13 protein-coding genes are annotated in these 17,060 nt (G+C 44.0%); 2 read left to right on the top strand and 11 right to left on the bottom strand.

Annotation, left to right across the window (positions count from 1 at the left end; genetic code table 11):
• Nucleotides 1-2 precede the first annotated feature (2 nt).
• The 3 genes from remA to ACQKL6_RS08970 form a co-directional block, all read right to left on the bottom strand.
• The gene (gene remA / locus ACQKL6_RS08980; RefSeq protein WP_034313813.1) at nt 3-266 is read right to left on the bottom strand and encodes an extracellular matrix/biofilm regulator RemA; all 264 of its coding nucleotides are present in this window, start codon (nt 264-266) and stop codon (nt 3-5) included.
• A gap of 54 nt (nt 267-320) precedes the next feature.
• Complete coding sequence (locus ACQKL6_RS08975) at nt 321-1,196, bottom strand: YicC/YloC family endoribonuclease (RefSeq protein ID WP_402868228.1); 876 nt, start codon at nt 1,194-1,196, stop codon at nt 321-323.
• Between the two features lie 152 nt (nt 1,197-1,348).
• The gene (locus tag ACQKL6_RS08970) at nt 1,349-4,027 is read right to left on the bottom strand and encodes a calcium-translocating P-type ATPase, SERCA-type (RefSeq protein WP_402987814.1); all 2,679 of its coding nucleotides are present in this window, start codon (nt 4,025-4,027) and stop codon (nt 1,349-1,351) included.
• A 323-nt stretch (nt 4,028-4,350) separates the two neighbouring features.
• On the opposite strand from ACQKL6_RS08970, the gene ACQKL6_RS08965 reads away from it, so the two are divergent.
• Together ACQKL6_RS08965 and ACQKL6_RS08960 are read left to right on the top strand one after the other, a co-directional pair.
• Nucleotides 4,351-6,078, top strand: coding sequence for an Rqc2 family fibronectin-binding protein (locus ACQKL6_RS08965; RefSeq protein WP_402987811.1), 1,728 nt, complete (start codon nt 4,351-4,353; stop codon nt 6,076-6,078).
• A 386-nt stretch (nt 6,079-6,464) separates the two neighbouring features.
• On the top strand, nt 6,465-7,214 hold the full coding sequence (locus ACQKL6_RS08960; protein ID WP_402956233.1) for an FxLYD domain-containing protein: 750 nt from the start codon (nt 6,465-6,467) through the stop codon (nt 7,212-7,214).
• A 283-nt stretch (nt 7,215-7,497) separates the two neighbouring features.
• Here the strand turns inward: ACQKL6_RS08960 and pyrE are convergent, their stop codons facing one another.
• From pyrE to ACQKL6_RS08920, 8 genes are read right to left on the bottom strand one after another with little or no spacing between them, the layout of a single operon-like run.
• Nucleotides 7,498-8,133: an orotate phosphoribosyltransferase gene (gene pyrE, locus ACQKL6_RS08955; RefSeq protein WP_402987808.1), complete on the bottom strand. Its 636-nt coding sequence runs from the start codon at nt 8,131-8,133 to the stop codon at nt 7,498-7,500.
• Nucleotides 8,127-8,843: an orotidine-5'-phosphate decarboxylase gene (gene pyrF, locus ACQKL6_RS08950; RefSeq protein ID WP_402868220.1), complete on the bottom strand. Its 717-nt coding sequence runs from the start codon at nt 8,841-8,843 to the stop codon at nt 8,127-8,129. Before pyrF ends, pyrE begins: the two co-directional genes overlap by 7 nt.
• Nucleotides 8,815-9,756: a dihydroorotate dehydrogenase gene (locus ACQKL6_RS08945; protein ID WP_402987805.1), complete on the bottom strand. Its 942-nt coding sequence runs from the start codon at nt 9,754-9,756 to the stop codon at nt 8,815-8,817. The genes pyrF and ACQKL6_RS08945 overlap by 29 nt, the downstream gene beginning before the upstream one ends.
• A complete protein-coding gene (locus tag ACQKL6_RS08940; RefSeq protein ID WP_402868217.1) occupies nt 9,753-10,532 on the bottom strand; it encodes a dihydroorotate dehydrogenase electron transfer subunit in 780 nt (259 codons plus the stop codon). The genes ACQKL6_RS08945 and ACQKL6_RS08940 overlap by 4 nt, the downstream gene beginning before the upstream one ends.
• The gene (gene carB, locus ACQKL6_RS08935) at nt 10,529-13,735 is read right to left on the bottom strand and encodes a carbamoyl-phosphate synthase large subunit (RefSeq protein WP_427650970.1); all 3,207 of its coding nucleotides are present in this window, start codon (nt 13,733-13,735) and stop codon (nt 10,529-10,531) included. The genes ACQKL6_RS08940 and carB overlap by 4 nt, the downstream gene beginning before the upstream one ends.
• On the bottom strand, nt 13,714-14,820 hold the full coding sequence (locus ACQKL6_RS08930; RefSeq protein ID WP_402987796.1) for a carbamoyl phosphate synthase small subunit: 1,107 nt from the start codon (nt 14,818-14,820) through the stop codon (nt 13,714-13,716). Before ACQKL6_RS08930 ends, carB begins: the two co-directional genes overlap by 22 nt.
• Entirely contained in the window at nt 14,817-16,103 is a 1,287-nt protein-coding gene (locus ACQKL6_RS08925) for a dihydroorotase (RefSeq protein WP_402987793.1), read from the bottom strand. The genes ACQKL6_RS08930 and ACQKL6_RS08925 overlap by 4 nt, the downstream gene beginning before the upstream one ends.
• Nucleotides 16,066-17,001, bottom strand: a complete 936-nt coding sequence (locus tag ACQKL6_RS08920) for an aspartate carbamoyltransferase catalytic subunit (RefSeq protein WP_402956219.1) — start codon at nt 16,999-17,001, stop codon at nt 16,066-16,068. Before ACQKL6_RS08920 ends, ACQKL6_RS08925 begins: the two co-directional genes overlap by 38 nt.
• Nucleotides 17,002-17,060 lie beyond the last annotated feature (59 nt).

Below are 17,060 nucleotides of genomic sequence, written 5' to 3'. Positions count from 1 at the left end.
AGTTACCCCTCTTCTACGCTATCATCTCGATCTTGAAGCCTTGCTGCAACCGTTTCCGGTTGAACGGCGGATAAGATGACATGGTCGCTGTCTGTAATAATAACGGCCCTTGTTCTTCTGCCGTATGTAGCATCTATTAATGATCCGCGATCACGGGCATCCTGGATAATCCTTTTTATTGGAGCAGATTCAGGACTTACAATGGATACGATCCGATTTGCGGAAACGATATTACCAAAACCAATATTAATGAGCTTAATTGACATTTTTGTCCCCCATTCATATTCTATTGTCGCCTTGACAGGGTTATCATAAACCGATTATTCGATATTTTGAACCTGTTCCTTCAATTTTTCAAGCAGGCTTTTCATTTCAACCACTTCTTTTGTAATGGCTGAGTCATTTGCCTTTGAACCGATCGTATTGACTTCCCTGTTCATCTCTTGAACGAGAAAATCCAATTTCCTCCCAATCGGTTGGCCTTGCTTAAGGGTATCCGAAAACTGTTGCACATGGCTATCGAGCCTAGTCAATTCTTCATTTATATCACATTTATCCGCAAATATGGCCGCCTCTGTGACAATGCGACTATCTTCAATCATTCCATCAGTCAACTCGGAAAGCTTTATTGTCAGTCGATCCTTATATTGCTTTACAACAGAAGGCGCATAGGTTTTAACCCCCGCTACAATCTCAGCAAACTTCTTTAACTGACTTTGCAAATCACTGGCCAGCCCCTGTCCTTCCTGAACACGCATTTGTTTCAGGTTTTCTAGGGCACCCTTTACTGATTCCATAAGCAACTTTTCCAAATCACTAGGAACGGTCGCTACTTCTTCCATCAAGAAAATCGATTCGAGTTGCAGTATATCTTGAAGCGAAATGGAACCGCCAAGGTTATATTTCCCCTTCACTGCATCCATCAGGCTTACATATTGATCTGCAAGATTCCAATCGATATCAACATTTTTAGAAACCAGGCTTTTCCCTTCGACCGTTATGAAGAGTTCCACCCGTCCCCTTCTTATGTATTCACTCGCCATTTTTTTCACTTTTTCTTCCAGAACCAACAGCTGGCGCGGCATTCGAATCGTATATTCGCAGAAACGATGGTTGACGGTCTTGATTTCTGCAAAGACCTTGACCTGTTCGTTTTGTGATTCTCCTCTTCCATAGCCCGTCATACTGGTAACCATGTCTCCACTTCCAATCAAACATAATGTAGTAACTTGGTATGTTCATTCAATCTATATCAGCATTTTCACGTCATGATCAGTATAAATAAAAGGTTCTAAAAATAAAAAGGTAATAGAGAAAGACTCTATCACCTAAAAGATTATATCATATTTTATTGTGCTTTTCTTGCTAAAAAGGTTCCCGCCAGTAAAAAAGTTGGGATTGATGACATTCCTACCACTAATAGCCAATCCCTGCCCGAAATCGGAACGGTGTGAAAGATTGCCTGTAGCGGCTGTACATACATGACAGCAAGCATTAACAACAGGGAAGAGAGCACTGCTCCCACTAAATACAGATTGCCAAACGGATTTCTTGAGAAAATGGACTTTTCACTCCGACAGTCAAAAACATGGATCAACTGGGCAAGTACAAGGGTCGCAAATGCGATGGTCTGTGCATATGCAAGATTATCAGGATTCGCACGATATACCACATAAAAGGCAATTAACGTCGAGATCCCAATTAAAAAACCACGTGAGAGGATTTTCCAGCCTAGTCCCCTCCCAAAAACCCCTTCATTAGCATTTCTCGGATTCCTTTTCATCACATCTTCTTCAGGATCATCGAGACCCAAAGCCATAGCCGGGAGTCCGTCCGTCACCAAGTTGACGAATAGGATTTGAATGGGAATCAATGGTAAAGGTAAGGCACAAAGCATGGCGAAAAACATGACAAGAATTTCACCAACATTCGATGCCAACAAATACCGGATAAACTTCCGAATGTTTTCATAGATGTTCCTTCCTTCTTTAATAGCCGATTTAATCGTGGCGAAATTATCATCGACCAAAATCAAGGAAGAAGCCTCCTTTGCGACGTCTGTACCCGTGATGCCCATTGATATACCGATATCGGCCGACTTTATTGCCGGAGCGTCATTGACGCCATCCCCCGTCATCGCAACAACATGTCCTTTATTCTGTAAAGCCTTCACGATTTTCAACTTATGTTCCGGGGAAACACGGGCGAACACAGACACTCCTTCAACGATTTCTTCGAGCTCGTCAACTTCCATCGCCGATAATTGATGACCTTCGAGTACACGGTCTTTCCCTCTTAAAATACCAAGATCTTTAGCAATAGCCCTGGCTGTTATAACATGGTCGCCCGTTATCATGACCGTTTTAATTCCCGCATCCCGGCATTCCTTCACTGCTTGTTTCACTTCAGGACGAGGTGGGTCTATCATGCCCTGCAGCCCCATGAAGGTCAAATTCCGTTCGGCCTCTGTCTCATGGAGTAGAATGGTTCCCTTTGAAAGTGGTTTGTAACCCACTGCAATCATCCGAAGTGCACTTGATGCAAGCTCATTCATTTTCAGTTGAACCCGTTCCTTGTTTTCCCGATTTAGCGGGTCCGTTCTACCGTCCACTAAAATCGTATCACTCTGGGCTAGCAAAACATCTGGTGCCCCTTTTACTACGACAAAATGGTTTTCTTTATCATCCTTGACTACAACACTCATCATCTTCCTTTCAGAATCGAATGGAAACTCCCTCACGATCGTGAACTGGTTTGACAAATGCTCCCTCGTCAAACCCGCCTTCATCGCCGCTACTACCATCGCGCCTTCTGTCGGATCTCCGTCAAGAATATATCCTTTACCTCTCTCATTTACCTCGGCTTTGTTGCAAAGAATCCCAAATGTCACCATTTGGAGGAGAGCCTTTTCATTTTTTGGAGCGACCGAAACTCCTCCTGAAGAAAACTCCCCAGTCGGATGATATCCTGTCCCACTTACATCCCATGTCTTCCCGCCACTCCAAATTTTCGTAACCGTCATTTTATTCTGGGTCAATGTTCCAGTTTTGTCGGAACATATCACCGTGGCACATCCAAGCGTTTCAACCGCAGGCAACTTCCTAACAATGGCCTTTTGTTTAATCATCCGTTGAACGCCAAGAGACAAGGCTACTGTCACAATGGCAGGCAAGCCTTCCGGGATGGCCGCAACAGCCAAGGAAACACCGGCTAAAAACATGGTATAAAGATCATGCCCTTGAAGGACACCCGTTAATACGACGACTCCAGTTAAGATCAACGCGGTAATGATTAAGATTTTTCCCAATTGTTCCAATCGTCGTTGTAGTGGCGTTTCCTTGGTTTCTGCTGTTTGAAGAAGGTCCGCTATCTTCCCCATTGCTGTGTTCATTCCTGTCGCGACAACAATTCCAATACCATTTCCTCTAGTGACCATCGTTCCCATGAACGCCATATTTTCCTGATCCCCGATGCTTTCCGCCTCGCCCATTAATGGATCGGAGCATTTCACGGCTGGAATGGACTCGCCAGTTAGAGCTGATTCTTCAATTTCAAGGCTGGAATGGTCGACGATCCGTAAATCTGCCCCTATTCGGTCCCCGCTTGCAAATTTCAAGATATCCCCTACTACCACTTCCCTTGAAGGGATCTTCAGCCATTGCCCGTTCCTTAATGCCTGAACCTGTGGGGCTGTCATTTCCTTTAAGGCATCCAATGATTTTTCAGCCTTACGTTCTTGAAAAAACCCAAGTACCCCATTTAAAAAAACAATGGCAATGATGGCAATCGCATCGATATATTCACCCAAGATGCCAGAGACCAAGGTTGCCGCAAGCAAGACAATGACCATAAAATCTTTAAATTGAGCGAAGAACAGTAAAATGGCAGATTGCTTTTCCCCTTCTTTCAGTTCATTGAATCCTTGCTTGTTCAGCCTGTCCTTTACTTCTTTCTCATTCAAACCAGCTTTCACGTCCGTTTGAAGCGCCTTCTCCATTTCTTGCTTATTCATTTCCTTGAACTCCATCGAGTATCACACATCCCTTTGAATAGAATGAAATAGGCCCCAGTATACATGCTCAAAACAGGCACTTAGCGTTGCTCACCCTCATCCGCCTGCATACTAAACTACATAAAACAACTGCTCTTCTTCCATGATTATTCAGACTCGTCCAAAAAAATGCTATAATTAATCTGAAATTGCACAAACGGATTATCCGACCTACCGATGGATTAATGAATGTCAGGAATAGACTCATTCCCATGTTTATTCCAGTAATATAGGCAACCATTTTAAAACGGCTATTGAAAGAGCCTTATAGAAAATCTTATGTAAAGGAAGTAAAATGAATGTCATTCGATGGATTATTCACGAAAGCGATAACGGAAGAAATCGCTTCTTTATTAAAAGGCGGGCGCATCAATAAAGTGCATCAGCCCTATAAAAACGAAATCATACTGGTGGTTCGGGCTGGAGGTAAAAATCAAAAGCTACTATTATCTGCACACCCGAGCTATTCAAGGGTACAGCTGACAGAAGAAAGCTATGAAAATCCGAAAGAGGCACCAATGTTCTGCATGCTGCTCAGGAAGCATCTGGAAGGATATACAATCGAGGACATCTATCAACATGAGCTAGATCGGATGATCATCCTCGAAGTGAAAGGTAGAAATGAACTGGGCGATGTTTCCCAGAAACAGCTAATCATCGAAATTATGGGTCGTCACAGCAATATCATCTTAGTTGATAAAGAGCGGAATATGATTTTAGACAGCATCAAACATGTATCACACGCTGTGAACAGCCACCGGGCGATATTACCTGGCCAGGAATACATTCTCCCCCCAGAACAGGAGAAGCAAAATCCATTTGACTCCACTGACGATGATATAAGGAAATCGCTGGACTTTAATGCTGGAAAGCTTGACCGTCAGCTAGTAGCCCATTTCTCAGGAGTTTCACCCCTAGCGGCTAAAGAGGCAGTTTACCGTGCTGGTTTGGCGAACAGTTCGACACTTCCACCTGCTTTCTCTAGCCTTATAAAAGAGATTGCAGATCGAGAGTATGTCCCGACCATCAAACAAGATGGCAGTAAAGAAGTTTTCTATATGCTTTCCCTGAATCACCTGAGGGGTAAAGAAAGGTCATTTCCATCCTTAAGCGAGATGCTTGACCGCTATTACTTCGGGAAAGCCGAACGGGACCGCGTCAAGCAAAAGGGCCAGGATATAGAACGCTTCATTACGAATGAAATAGAAAAAAACTCAAAAAAAATCGGCAAATTGGAACGTACGCTAAAGGAAACGGAACGCGGGGAACAATACCAGCTGTTCGGTGAATTGCTGACAGCCAACTTATATCAAATGAAAAAAGGCATGAAGGAAATCGAGGTCATCAATTATTACAATGAAGATCAAGAGACTGTCGTTATCCCGCTTAATCCATTAAAAAACCCATCTGATAATGCACAGAAGTACTTTTCAAAATATCAAAAGTCCAAAAATGCGGTCGTTGTCGTCCAAGAGCAAATCGAAAAAGCCCAACTGGAATTGGCTTACTTTGAAGCCTTGCATCAGCAATTGCAGTCTGCCTCACCAAAAGATATCGAGGAAATACGCGAAGAACTACAAGAAGAAGGCTACATCCGCCAGAAAAAGAAAAAGGGCATGAAAAAACCTGCCAATGCCAAACCGCAGCTTGAGACTTATTACAGTAGTGATGGAGACCTCATATTTGTCGGGAAAAATAATAAGCAAAATGATTACTTGACGAATAAATTTGCCCGTCGTGATGAAATCTGGCTTCATACGAAGGATATTCCCGGCTCACATGTCGTGATTCGGAATGAATCACCAAGTGAAAATACGATAAAGGAAGCGGCCGCTTTAGCTGCATTCTTCAGCAAAGCCAAGCAATCAAGTTCGGTGCCTGTCGATTTCACCCAAGTTCGCCATGTGAAGAAACCAAATGGATCGAAACCTGGGTTTGTCATCTATGAACAACAGCAAACCGTTTATGTTACCCCTGATGCCGATACGGTCATTTCTTTAAAAGAAGCGACACACGTAAAAGGATAAGTATTAATAAAAACAATACCATGTGAACTGCACCCCGCTTGTTAGACATGACCTAACAAGCGGGGTGCAGTTTTTATTTTGGTTGAAGCATCATCTTAGAGATGGTAAAAGTGAAGAATATACTAATAGAAATCGTAAAGAGAAGGGCCCTTTTGATCTCATGAAAAAACGATGCCTTGAATGTCACCAGGTCGAAAGTCTTGTTAAATAGTAAAAACAAAAAAATAAATACATATTTTAGAAATCAAGATGGAATAAATACCTATTCAAAGATCTATGCTTCTCTAGTCCATCATTTGTAAAGCACTGAAGGTTTGATTTTTTCAACCAAATCCGTAAAAACTATGGTAATATAGTTCCTGTTGTAAAAGGGAGGAATTATTTCAATGAAAAAAATATGGAGTATGAGTCTTTTGTTGGTGGTTTTACTATTGACTGCCTGTTCAGGTGAGGAACAAACTGTTTCAACTGAGAAAGGTTCTTCTACCAATACCAAAGCTGAACAAAAAGATAAAAAAGAAGCGAAAGTAGAAATAATGCAAGAAACATTCGGTGCTTGGAAAGATTCTATTGATTCTGTTTGGGTGAACTATTCTGCCGAAGTGAAAAATACCGGAAATGCCCCTGCTTCGTTAAGTGATATCCAAATTAATTTTGAAGGGGAAGACGGAAGCGTCCTTGGTACGGCCAGTATGATAACGGCTACACCTGATGTCATCATGCCAGGTGAAACGGCGTATATTGGTGAATCCACTATTTTAGATTCTGTGAAAGACCCTAAATTGGTCAATAAAGCGTATTCTAATATAGATTTCGATACAACAGATGAGGAACCAGCCTATTTAAAAACGGAAAATGTTAAGTTGAACGCTTTGAGCGGTGATTTTTCAGATAATCCTTATTCTGTCACAGGGAATGTGATAAATGACGGGGATGAAAAAGCGGATGACATTCGTTTGGCATCTGGTTTATATGATGGAGAAGGGAAATTGGTAGGCGTATTGAATGGTTCATTAGATATTGGGTTGAATGCAGGTGGAAAAACGGCATTCGAACTGAACTATCCAGAACTTCCAGCTACCGTCAAAGGAAAAGCGAAAGAAGTAAAAACTGTTGCTTACAGTTGGAAGTGGTAATTTAATAGTATAAAAAAGGCTATTTTATTAAAAAAGTGATAACTAGAATGTTTCCACATGAAACAAACTTTGGTACACCGCTTGTATTAGTGGTGTGCTTTTTTATGTTAATACGAACCCTGATCACCCCCTTTTACTTCCACCATAGCCAAAACTGTAATGGCATAGTATATGTGTCATGGGGGTACGGTACCAAAAAAGTATAAAACAGCACCCCATATTCAGTAGAGAATACGTGGTGCTGTTTAAGCGTACCTATCAAACATCAACCCATTAGCTCTATTTATGCAGAAATCCAGGCGGAGTCTTCGGGATTTTCACGCCATTTTTTTAGCTTTTCCAGTTCCCCTGCAGTAATATAGCCTTTTTCATTAGCTACTTTAATCAATGAGGAATAATCACTTAAGGAGTAGTTCGTAATGTTTTCAGCAGTAAACTTTTCTTTTCCCTTTTCTAATTCGTATGTAAAGATGGAAACGACCCCAAGGACCTCGCATCCTGCTTTTCTAAGAGCGTCTACTGCCGTGATGACGCTACCGCCTGTAGATATTAAATCTTCAACGACAACCACTTTTTGACCTGACAAAGCACGCCCCTCAATTTGATTGCCCTTTCCGTGTTCCTTCGCTTTCGAGCGGACATAACACATCGGCAGGTCCATTTTATCACTCACCCAAGCGGCATGCGGTATTCCAGCCGTGGCGGTGCCAGCGATTAGCTCAGCATCCGGGAAGTTCTGTTCAATCAATTTTTTCAATCCCTCGGCGATTTCATTCCGAACCGCTGGATAGGAAAGAGTTAAACGATTATCGCAATAAATGGGTGACTTGATTCCAGATGCCCACGTGAATGGTTCATTTGGCTGTAGGAATACCGCTTTGATTTCTAAAAGTCGTTCTGCAATTAATTGGTTTAACATCGAATTCCCTCCCAAGATGCCTTCATGTCTAAATATGTTTGTAATGGATCTTTTGCAGATGTGATTGCTCTACCTACCACGATTGCATCGGACCCTATGATCCTTGCCTGCTCAGGAGTGGCTATTCTGTGTTGATCATGTGTTGGTCCACCTGCATTACGGATGCCTGGCGTGACCGTCATAAATTGGTCGCTGATATGTTCATGGATTCTTCTTACTTCATGCGTCGAGCAGACAACACCATCAAGGCCGGCCTGGCCTGAGAGCTTTGCATAGTGCAGTACTGCATCTTCAAGTGTTCCGTTGATGTTTTGTTCGAGATTCATTTGTTCCTGTGACGTACTTGTCAGTTGGGTCACCCCTATGCATAATGGGCGTTTTTTTCCGGTAGCCGTTCCACTATCAAGGCCTTCAAGTGCCGCTTCCATCATTCTGCTTCCGCCGGCCGCATGGACATTCACCATATCCACATTCAATGTAGCAAGCCCCCTCATTGCCATTTTGACCGTATTAGGGATATCATGAAGCTTCAAATCTAGAAAAATATCATGCCCTTGTTCTTTTACAAATGAAATGATTCCCGGTCCGTTCTGATAAAACAACTCCATCCCGACTTTAACTGCTAGTTTCTCCGATTGAAAATGTTGTAAAAATTGCTTCGTTTGAATCAGGCTAGGAAAATCAAGCGCGATGATTAACGATTGCTTCATTCTGCTTCCAACTCCTTCCGGTACATTGCGAAATATGCTCAAATCCTAACTCATCCAACAATTTGGGCAATTCTTCAATAATCGTCGGGCACACAAAGGGATCCACAAAGTTTGCTGTTCCCACCGCAACTGCGCTTGCACCTGCATAGAAAAATTCAATGACATCCTCCGCAGAAGAGATGCCGCCCATACCAATGATTGGAATCGAAACTTGCTGACTCACTTCATAAATCATCCTAAGTGCGACTGGTTTAATGGCAGGACCAGACAATCCACCAGTCTTGTTTGAAAGGATCGGCTGACCCGTTTTTAAATCCAACCGCATGCCGACTAGCGTATTGATCATTGTCAGACCGTCGGCCCCTCCCTCTTCAACCGCTTTGGCCATGGCTACAATATCGCTGACATTGGGAGAAAGCTTCACATAAACAGGGACCGAGGAAACTTCCTTTACTGCCTTAGTTACTTCCTTTGCAACTTCGGGAATCGTCCCAAAAGCGATGCCGCCTTCTTTCACATTCGGGCAGGAGATATTCAATTCAAGTGCCACGACATTCTCTGCCTTGCTTATGTCCCGGGCAACTTTCACATAATCGGCTATATGGGATCCGGCAATGTTTGCGATGATCGGCACATCATATTTATCGAGCCACGCCAATTCTTCATTGATGACTTTATCCAGACCCGGGTTTTGCAATCCGATTGCATTCAGCATCCCTGAGGAGGTTTCGGCGACACGCGGTGTCGGATTGCCAAAACGAGGCTCTGGTGTGGTCGCTTTAATCATGATGGCTCCCAATATATCCAAATCAAAGAACTGGCTGTATTCACGCCCGAATCCAAAACAGCCCGAAGCTGGCATGACCGGATTTTTTAAGTGTAAACCGGGTAGTTCTACCGATAATCTGCTCATAGTACCACCTCTCCTGAACGAAATACGGGTCCGTCACTGCATACCTTCTTATAACTAAAGCCTTCCGGATCGTCTGCAGTGTGACATACGCAGGCAAAACAAGCACCGATGCCACACCCCATCCTTTCCTCTAGCGATAGATAAAGCTTCTTGTCGCTATACCCCGCTTCCAACGCCTTCAACATCGGCGTTGGCCCGCAGGAAAAGACCGTTTCAAATTCCGCACCCAGCTTCTCGATTACCGTCGTAACGAATCCTTTTGTCCCATATGATCCATCCACCGTTGCAATATATGTATCTCCTAATTCACTAAACTCTTCTTCATAAAAAACGGCAGCCATCGTTTGGAAACCAAGCACATGAATAACCCGAACGCCTCTGGCAACCAGCATTTTTGAGAGCTGGAACAGGGGAGGGACGCCTATCCCCCCACCGACCAACAATGCAATCTCCCCAGCTTTCGCTTCATCAACCGGAAAGCCGTTGCCAAGTGGGCCGAGAATATCTACCCCTTCCATCTGCTTTCGCTGGGACAATAATGTTGTTCCCTTCCCTTCAGCCCGGTAAATCATCGTGAATTCCTTTTTGCTTTTATTGTAAGAAGAAATCGAAATCGGGCGTCTTAGCAGCGGCTCGGTACCTTCCGTCGGTTTAATTTGGACAAATTGCCCCGGCTGCTTCATTTCAGAAACTAACTCACCTTGTAGGGTTAGCTCAAAGATAGATGGAGCCAGCTCTTTATGTGTCAACACCTTCATTGTTTCCTTCTTGATCATGTATAGCTCACCTCACGACTTTTTTTCGTCTTTCCCATGGCTTCCGTCGAGAATGTCATGGATTCGATCACTCTTAAAATGGCTTCTGCTGTATCCAATGATGTCAAGCAGGTAACTCCATTTTCAACCGATTCACGTCGAATCCTGAACCCATCCCGCTCCGGTTGCTTCCCTTTTGTCAATGTATTGATGACGAACTGGGCTTCGCCATGACGGATGACATCCAACAGATTCCTGCCTTCTTCTCCGATTTTTCCTACGACAGCAGTTGGGATGCCCGACTCTTCCAGCATATTCGCCGTTCCACTTGTGGCAATTAGCTTGAAGCCGATGTTATGGAAGCGTCTGGCTAATTGAAGTGCTTCCTGCTTATCTTTATCCGATATGGTTAACAAGACCGTTCCATGGCTTTGTATGGTGAAGCCGGAAGCGACAAGTCCTTTGTATAGGGCCTTTTCAAGTGTGCTATCTTTCCCCATGACTTCCCCAGTCGATTTCATTTCAGGCCCGAGTGATATGTCCACTCCTCTCAATTTAGCAAAAGAGAAGACAGGCACTTTTACATAGACCCCGGTTTGTTCGGGAACCATTCCTGACTGATACCCATGACTTTCAAGGCTTTGTCCCAGAATCACCTTTGTTGCGAGGTTCGCCATGGGTACATTTGTGATTTTACTTAAGAATGGAACCGTACGACTTGAACGTGGATTCACTTCTATGACATACACTTCGTCATTACTGATGACATATTGGATGTTCAGCAAACCAATGATTTTCAATCCTTTTGCCAATCTGGTGGTGTAATCGATGATCACTTCTTTTTGCTTATCCGTTAGGCTTTGGGGCGGATAGACGGCAATCGAATCGCCCGAGTGAACCCCTGCCCGTTCGATGTGTTCCATGATTCCAGGAATGACCACGGTCTTGCCATCCGAAATGCCGTCCACCTCCACTTCTTTACCCGTTAGATACCGATCAATCAGTACCGGGTGTTCCGGATTGATTTTCACCGCATTTTTCATGTAATGAAGCAACTCTTCTTGTTTGTAGACAATTTCCATCGCTCTTCCTCCGAGTACATAGGAAGGCCTTACTAAAACCGGGTATCCGATATCTTCAGCAATGATGATCGCTTCTTCGACGGACGTGGCCGTTTTCCCTTTAGGCTGTGGAATGCCCATTTCTTGGAGAGCGGTTTCGAATTTGTTTCGATTCTCCGCACGGTCCAGGTCTTCTAAAGAGGTACCGAGTATTTTCACACCCCGATGAACTAACCCCTCTGCAAGATTGATGGCGGTCTGCCCGCCAAATTGGACGATGACCCCTTCTGGTTTCTCCAAGTCGATGACATGCATCACATCTTCAAGTGTCAACGGCTCGAAGTAAAGCTTATCGGAAATACTGAAATCTGTTGATACCGTTTCAGGATTATTATTGATGATGATTGCTTCATAGCCCGCTTCCTTAATGGCCCACACGGAATGTACGGTCGCATAGTCGAATTCAACACCTTGACCAATTCGGATCGGACCAGACCCCAGTACGATGACGCTTTTTTTATCCGTTACCACCGATTCGTTTTCCTCTTCATACGTTCCGTAAAAATACGGCGTTTCTGATTCGAATTCTGCGGCACACGTATCAACCATTTTATAAACTGGTATGATTCCATGCTGTTTTCGATATTCATATACATTGATTTCAGCGACTTCCCAGATTTCCGAAATGGTTTTGTCGGAAAAGCCAAGCTCTTTAGCCTTCTGCAGGACTTCCGTGTCATAAATATGAGTACGTAACTCTTGTTCAAAGTCGATGATTTTCTTCAGTTTATGAAGGAATAATAAATCGATTTGACTCCATTCGTGAATGGTTTCTATCGTTTTTCCTCTTCTTAATGCCTCACCGATATAGAATAACCGTTCATCTCCCGCTTTCCGGATTCTTTTTTCAATTAATTCATCATTGAAATTCTCACTCAACTCGAGGTGATATACCCCGGCTTCAAGGGAACGAACAGCTTTAAGTATCGATTCCTCGAATGTTCGGCCAATCGCCATGACTTCTCCAGTTGCCTTCATTTGCGTGCCGAGTCTACGGTTGGCACTTTCAAATTTATCGAACGGCCACCGAGGGATTTTCGTGACGACATAATCTAGCGCCGGTTCGAAGCTGGCATACGTTTTGCCCGTAACCGGGTTCATCATTTCATCTAGCGTCAAACCGACTGCAATCTTAGCCGCAAGTTTGGCTATCGGGTATCCTGTCGCTTTCGATGCGAGTGCCGATGAACGGCTTACCCGTGGATTGACTTCAATCACATAGTATTGGTAGCTATCTGGGTCAAGGGCAAGCTGAACATTACAACCACCTTCGATTTTCAAGGCACGAATGATTTTCAATGAAGTGTTCCTAAGCATTTGGTACTCTCGGTCACTTAGCGTTTGACTTGGTGCCGCAACAATCGAATCACCTGTATGTACACCGACTGGATCGAAGTTCTCCATATTACATACGACTATCGCATTATCATTGGAGTCTCTCATCACTTCATATTCCACTTCTTTAAAACCGGCAATGCTTTTCTCAAGAAGGCATTGATGGACAGGGCTGCTTTTCAAGCCGCCTTCAACAATCTCAATCAATTGCTCTTCGTCTTCACAGATCCCGCCTCCTGTTCCCCCCAATGTGAACGCGGGACGAACGATGACTGGATAGCCGACTCGTTCCACGAACGCATAGGCCTCATCTAAATTATGTATAATGTCGCTATCCGGAACCGGCTCATCGAGTTCATTCATTAACGTGCGGAACAAATCCCTATCTTCCGCTTGTTGGATGGCAGAAAGTTTCGTGCCCAGAATCTGGACGTTGCATTCTTCCAATATCCCCGCATTGGCCAATTCCACGGCCATATTCAATCCCGTCTGTCCGCCCAAAGTCGGAAGCAAGGCATCCGGACGCTCTTTGCGGATGATTTTACCAACAAATTCCAGGGTGATCGGTTCGATATAAACCGCATCAGCCATTTCACTGTCGGTCATGATCGTCGCGGGGTTTGAGTTGATCAGAATTACCCGGTAGCCCTCTTCTTTTAATGCGATGCATGCTTGAGTTCCTGCATAATCGAACTCAGCGGCCTGGCCGATTACGATTGGACCAGAACCAATAACTAAGATGCTTTTTATATCTGTGCGTTTTGGCATGTTTCTTCCCCCTTTGTAGTGGCAACTTCAATGTTCCGTAAAAATTCATCGAAAAGATAATTGGCGTCTTCCGGTCCTGGTGACGCCTCCGGATGGTACTGAACCGTAAAGGCCGGGTAATGTTTATGGCGTAAACCTTCGATGGTATCATCATTCAAGGCAGTATGTGTAACGGTAAGGTCGGTATTTTCGATTGAATCCGTTTCGACTGTGTAACCGTGATTTTGCGAAGTAATGGACACTTTTCCCGTACGAAGATCCTTTACTGGATGGTTGGATCCGCGATGACCGAATTTTAGTTTGTCTGTATCTGCCCCGTTTGCAAGCGCGAACAGCTGATGGCCCAGGCAAATTCCGAATAGTGGGACTTCTTTCTGGATTGTCCGAATCATTTCTAACGTTTCCCGAACGCTTTTTGGGTCTCCAGGTCCATTGGACAGCATCACTCCATCCGGATGATAGTTCATGATCTCCTGTGCCGTGATGTTATAAGGAACGACCACGACGTCACACCCACGTTTCGTCAACTCTCGTAAAATACCATGCTTCATTCCGTAATCGACTAGAACCACTCGCGGTCCCCTACCTGGACTTGAGTAGGCCGTTTTAGTAGATACCTGTTTCACTTGAGTGGTCGGGAGTACCGTTGCTTTAAGCTGGGCAATAACCTCATCGGCCTTCTTATTCATATTACAGAGCGCCCCTTTAAGAGCACCTGTCTTTCTGATGATCCTTGTCAGCTTTCTCGTGTCAATCCCGGAGATTCCAGGGATATTCTTCATTTTCAAATAGTCATCAAGTGATAATTGGTTGCGCCAGTTAGAAGGAAATTCTGCAGTTTCCTTCACGACGAATCCCGCTATGGCTGGATTGATCGATTCAAAATCGTCTCGGTTTATTCCATAGTTCCCAATTAGCGGATATGTCAAAGTAACAATTTGACCACAATAAGATGGATCAGATAAAATTTCTTGATAGCCTGTCATCCCTGTGTTAAATACGACTTCCCCGATTTTCTCCACGTCTCCACCGAATGCTTCGCCAATGAAAACCGTACCATCTTCTAAAATAAGCTGTCTTTTCATCCCTGAACACGTCCTTTTTCCCAAGCTAACTTTCCTTCTGAAATCGTCATGACCGGCCACCCCTGACATTTCTTGTCATGGAAAGGTGTATTTTTTCCCTTTGAAGCGAATTCTTCTTTATTGATCGCCTGTTTTGCATTCAAATCGATTAACGTGATATCCGCCACAGCTCCTTCTTTTAGCTGGCCGAATGGAAGCGAGAAGCAATCAGCTGGTTTGATGGTCAGGAAGTCTACCAACTGTTTCAGAGTGATGATTTCTTTTTTGACCAGTTCCGTATAAAGCAGCGGGAAGGCCGTTTCTAGACCTACAATTCCGAATGGAGCAAGCTGCATGCTTTGCTCTTTTTCCTCAACGCTATGAGGGGCATGGTCTGTTGCGATAAAATCGATGGTTCCATCAAGCAAGCCTTCGATTAAAGCATCACGATCTTCGCGTCCCCTTAAAGGAGGGTTCATTTTATAATTCGTATCAAGCCCTGGTATATCATCTTCTGAAAGTAATAGATGATGTGGGGTCACTTCCGCAGTGACTTTGATACCGGCACGTTTAGCGTCTCTTACGGTTCTTACCGATTCTTTCGTTGATATATGGCAGACGTGGTAATGGCAGCCTGCCGCTTCCGCAAGCAATATGTCACGGGCAATATGTACAGCTTCGCATACAGAAGGAATTCCATTGATTCCATTTTCTTTGGAGAATCTCCCCTCATGAACGGAGCCTTTATTGATTAAGCTATTATCTTCACAATGGGCGACCACAGCCATATCAATGGCAGCTGCCCGCTTCATCGCTTCAAGCATCATTCCTGCCTCTTGAATGCCAACACCATCATCCGTAAAGGCGAATGCCCCTGTCTTCTTCAGTGCTGAAAAATCAGTCAGCTCCTTGCCAGCTTCTCTAATCGTGATTGAAGCATAGGGCAACACGCGAACATGTGCCGTTTCTTCAATTTTTTTATTCAACGCCCCAAGGTGCTCCACAGTATCAGGTACAGGTCTTGTATTGGGCATGGCTGCTACTGTCGTAAAGCCACCTCTGGCCGCCGCCAAGGTTCCCGTTTCAATGGTTTCTTTATGTTCTCCCCCCGGCTCACGTAAATGTACATGTAGATCTATGAATCCTGCTGTAACAAGCAGCCCATCAGCATCTACTACTTTACTATCTTCCGTAGCCAGGTTCTCCCCTATTTTCGTGATGAACCTTCCCTCTATTTCTATATCTGCTTTCTTGAATTGATTTTGATTATCTAGCAATACTCCATTTTTGATGACAGTTTTCATGAGTGTTTCCTCCCTTATTTTTTTCAAGCACATTTTTTAACACAGCCATTCTGATAAAAACGCCATTTTGCATTTGTTTGAAGATTCTTGAGCGGCTGCATTCGACCAAATCACTGTCAATCTCAACTCCGCGGTTAATGGGGGCTGGATGCATGATGATGGCACATGGTTTCATCGTTTTTTCACGAATCTTATTCAAGCCAAACCTTTTCAAATACTCCCCATTTTCCACGTCATATTTATCACTATGCCTTTCATGTTGGATTCGGAGCAACATGACCACATCCGCTGTCGCTACAGCTTGATCGATATCTTCGTATTTCGCCAATCCATTGTTTACGTCAAACCATTCGGGAGGACCTGAGAATACAACTTCTGCACCTAGGCGGGTGAGTGCGTCTGCATTGGATTTAGCCACACGGCTATGCCTCACATCTCCAATAATCGAAATTTTCAGACCTTTAAAACTAGTAAACTCTTGCTTTATCGTCAATAAATCGAGCAGAGACTGTGTCGGATGATTTCCGCAACCATCACCCGCATTGATGATGGGGATATGTAATTTGCCTCTCAACTCATCAAAATAGTTGTCCTGCTCATGACGGATGATGAGAGCTTTGACTCCAATCGATTCAAATGTTTTCGCTGTGTCGTATAAGGTTTCTCCTTTTAACACGGATGATGTCCCCGCATCAAAAGGAATGACCTCAAGTCCTAATTTCCTTTCAGCCATTTCAAAACTTGATTTGGTTCGCGTGCTTGGCTCAAAGAACAGATTGGCGACCATCGTCTGCTGCATAGGCATCCAGTTCGTTCCATTGGCAAACCCCTCTGCCTCGTATAAGATCGTTTCGATTTCAGTTAAAGATAGCTCATTCATCGTCAATAATTTTTTCATCATTCCTGCTCCTTTCACAATCTTTTTTTGTGATGCGGGGCATAAAAAAAGCCCCGTCA

The sequence above is a fragment of the Peribacillus sp. NPDC097197 genome, assembly GCF_050278025.1.
Lineage (GTDB): Bacteria > Bacillota > Bacilli > Bacillales > DSM-1321 > Peribacillus.
Note: the sequence above shows the minus strand (reverse complement) of the source record. Positions and strands in the feature narration are given on the sequence as shown.

What these genes read in the sequence shown, in the direction of transcription:
- remA (WP_034313813.1), bottom strand. Translation starts at nt 266, where the DNA reads ATGTCAATTAAGCTCATTAATATTGGTTTTGGTAATATCGTTTCCGCA.
- ACQKL6_RS08975 (WP_402868228.1), bottom strand. Translation starts at nt 1,196, where the DNA reads ATGGTTACCAGTATGACGGGCTATGGAAGAGGAGAATCACAAAACGAA.
- ACQKL6_RS08970 (WP_402987814.1), bottom strand. Translation starts at nt 4,027, where the DNA reads ATGGAGTTCAAGGAAATGAATAAGCAAGAAATGGAGAAGGCGCTTCAA.
- ACQKL6_RS08965 (WP_402987811.1), top strand. Translation starts at nt 4,351, where the DNA reads ATGTCATTCGATGGATTATTCACGAAAGCGATAACGGAAGAAATCGCT.
- ACQKL6_RS08960 (WP_402956233.1), top strand. Translation starts at nt 6,465, where the DNA reads ATGAAAAAAATATGGAGTATGAGTCTTTTGTTGGTGGTTTTACTATTG.
- pyrE (WP_402987808.1), bottom strand. Translation starts at nt 8,133, where the DNA reads ATGTTAAACCAATTAATTGCAGAACGACTTTTAGAAATCAAAGCGGTA.
- pyrF (WP_402868220.1), bottom strand. Translation starts at nt 8,843, where the DNA reads ATGAAGCAATCGTTAATCATCGCGCTTGATTTTCCTAGCCTGATTCAA.
- ACQKL6_RS08945 (WP_402987805.1), bottom strand. Translation starts at nt 9,756, where the DNA reads ATGAGCAGATTATCGGTAGAACTACCCGGTTTACACTTAAAAAATCCG.
- ACQKL6_RS08940 (WP_402868217.1), bottom strand. Translation starts at nt 10,532, where the DNA reads ATGATCAAGAAGGAAACAATGAAGGTGTTGACACATAAAGAGCTGGCT.
- carB (WP_427650970.1), bottom strand. Translation starts at nt 13,735, where the DNA reads ATGCCAAAACGCACAGATATAAAAAGCATCTTAGTTATTGGTTCTGGT.
- ACQKL6_RS08930 (WP_402987796.1), bottom strand. Translation starts at nt 14,820, where the DNA reads ATGAAAAGACAGCTTATTTTAGAAGATGGTACGGTTTTCATTGGCGAA.
- ACQKL6_RS08925 (WP_402987793.1), bottom strand. Translation starts at nt 16,103, where the DNA reads ATGAAAACTGTCATCAAAAATGGAGTATTGCTAGATAATCAAAATCAA.
- ACQKL6_RS08920 (WP_402956219.1), bottom strand. Translation starts at nt 17,001, where the DNA reads ATGAAAAAATTATTGACGATGAATGAGCTATCTTTAACTGAAATCGAA.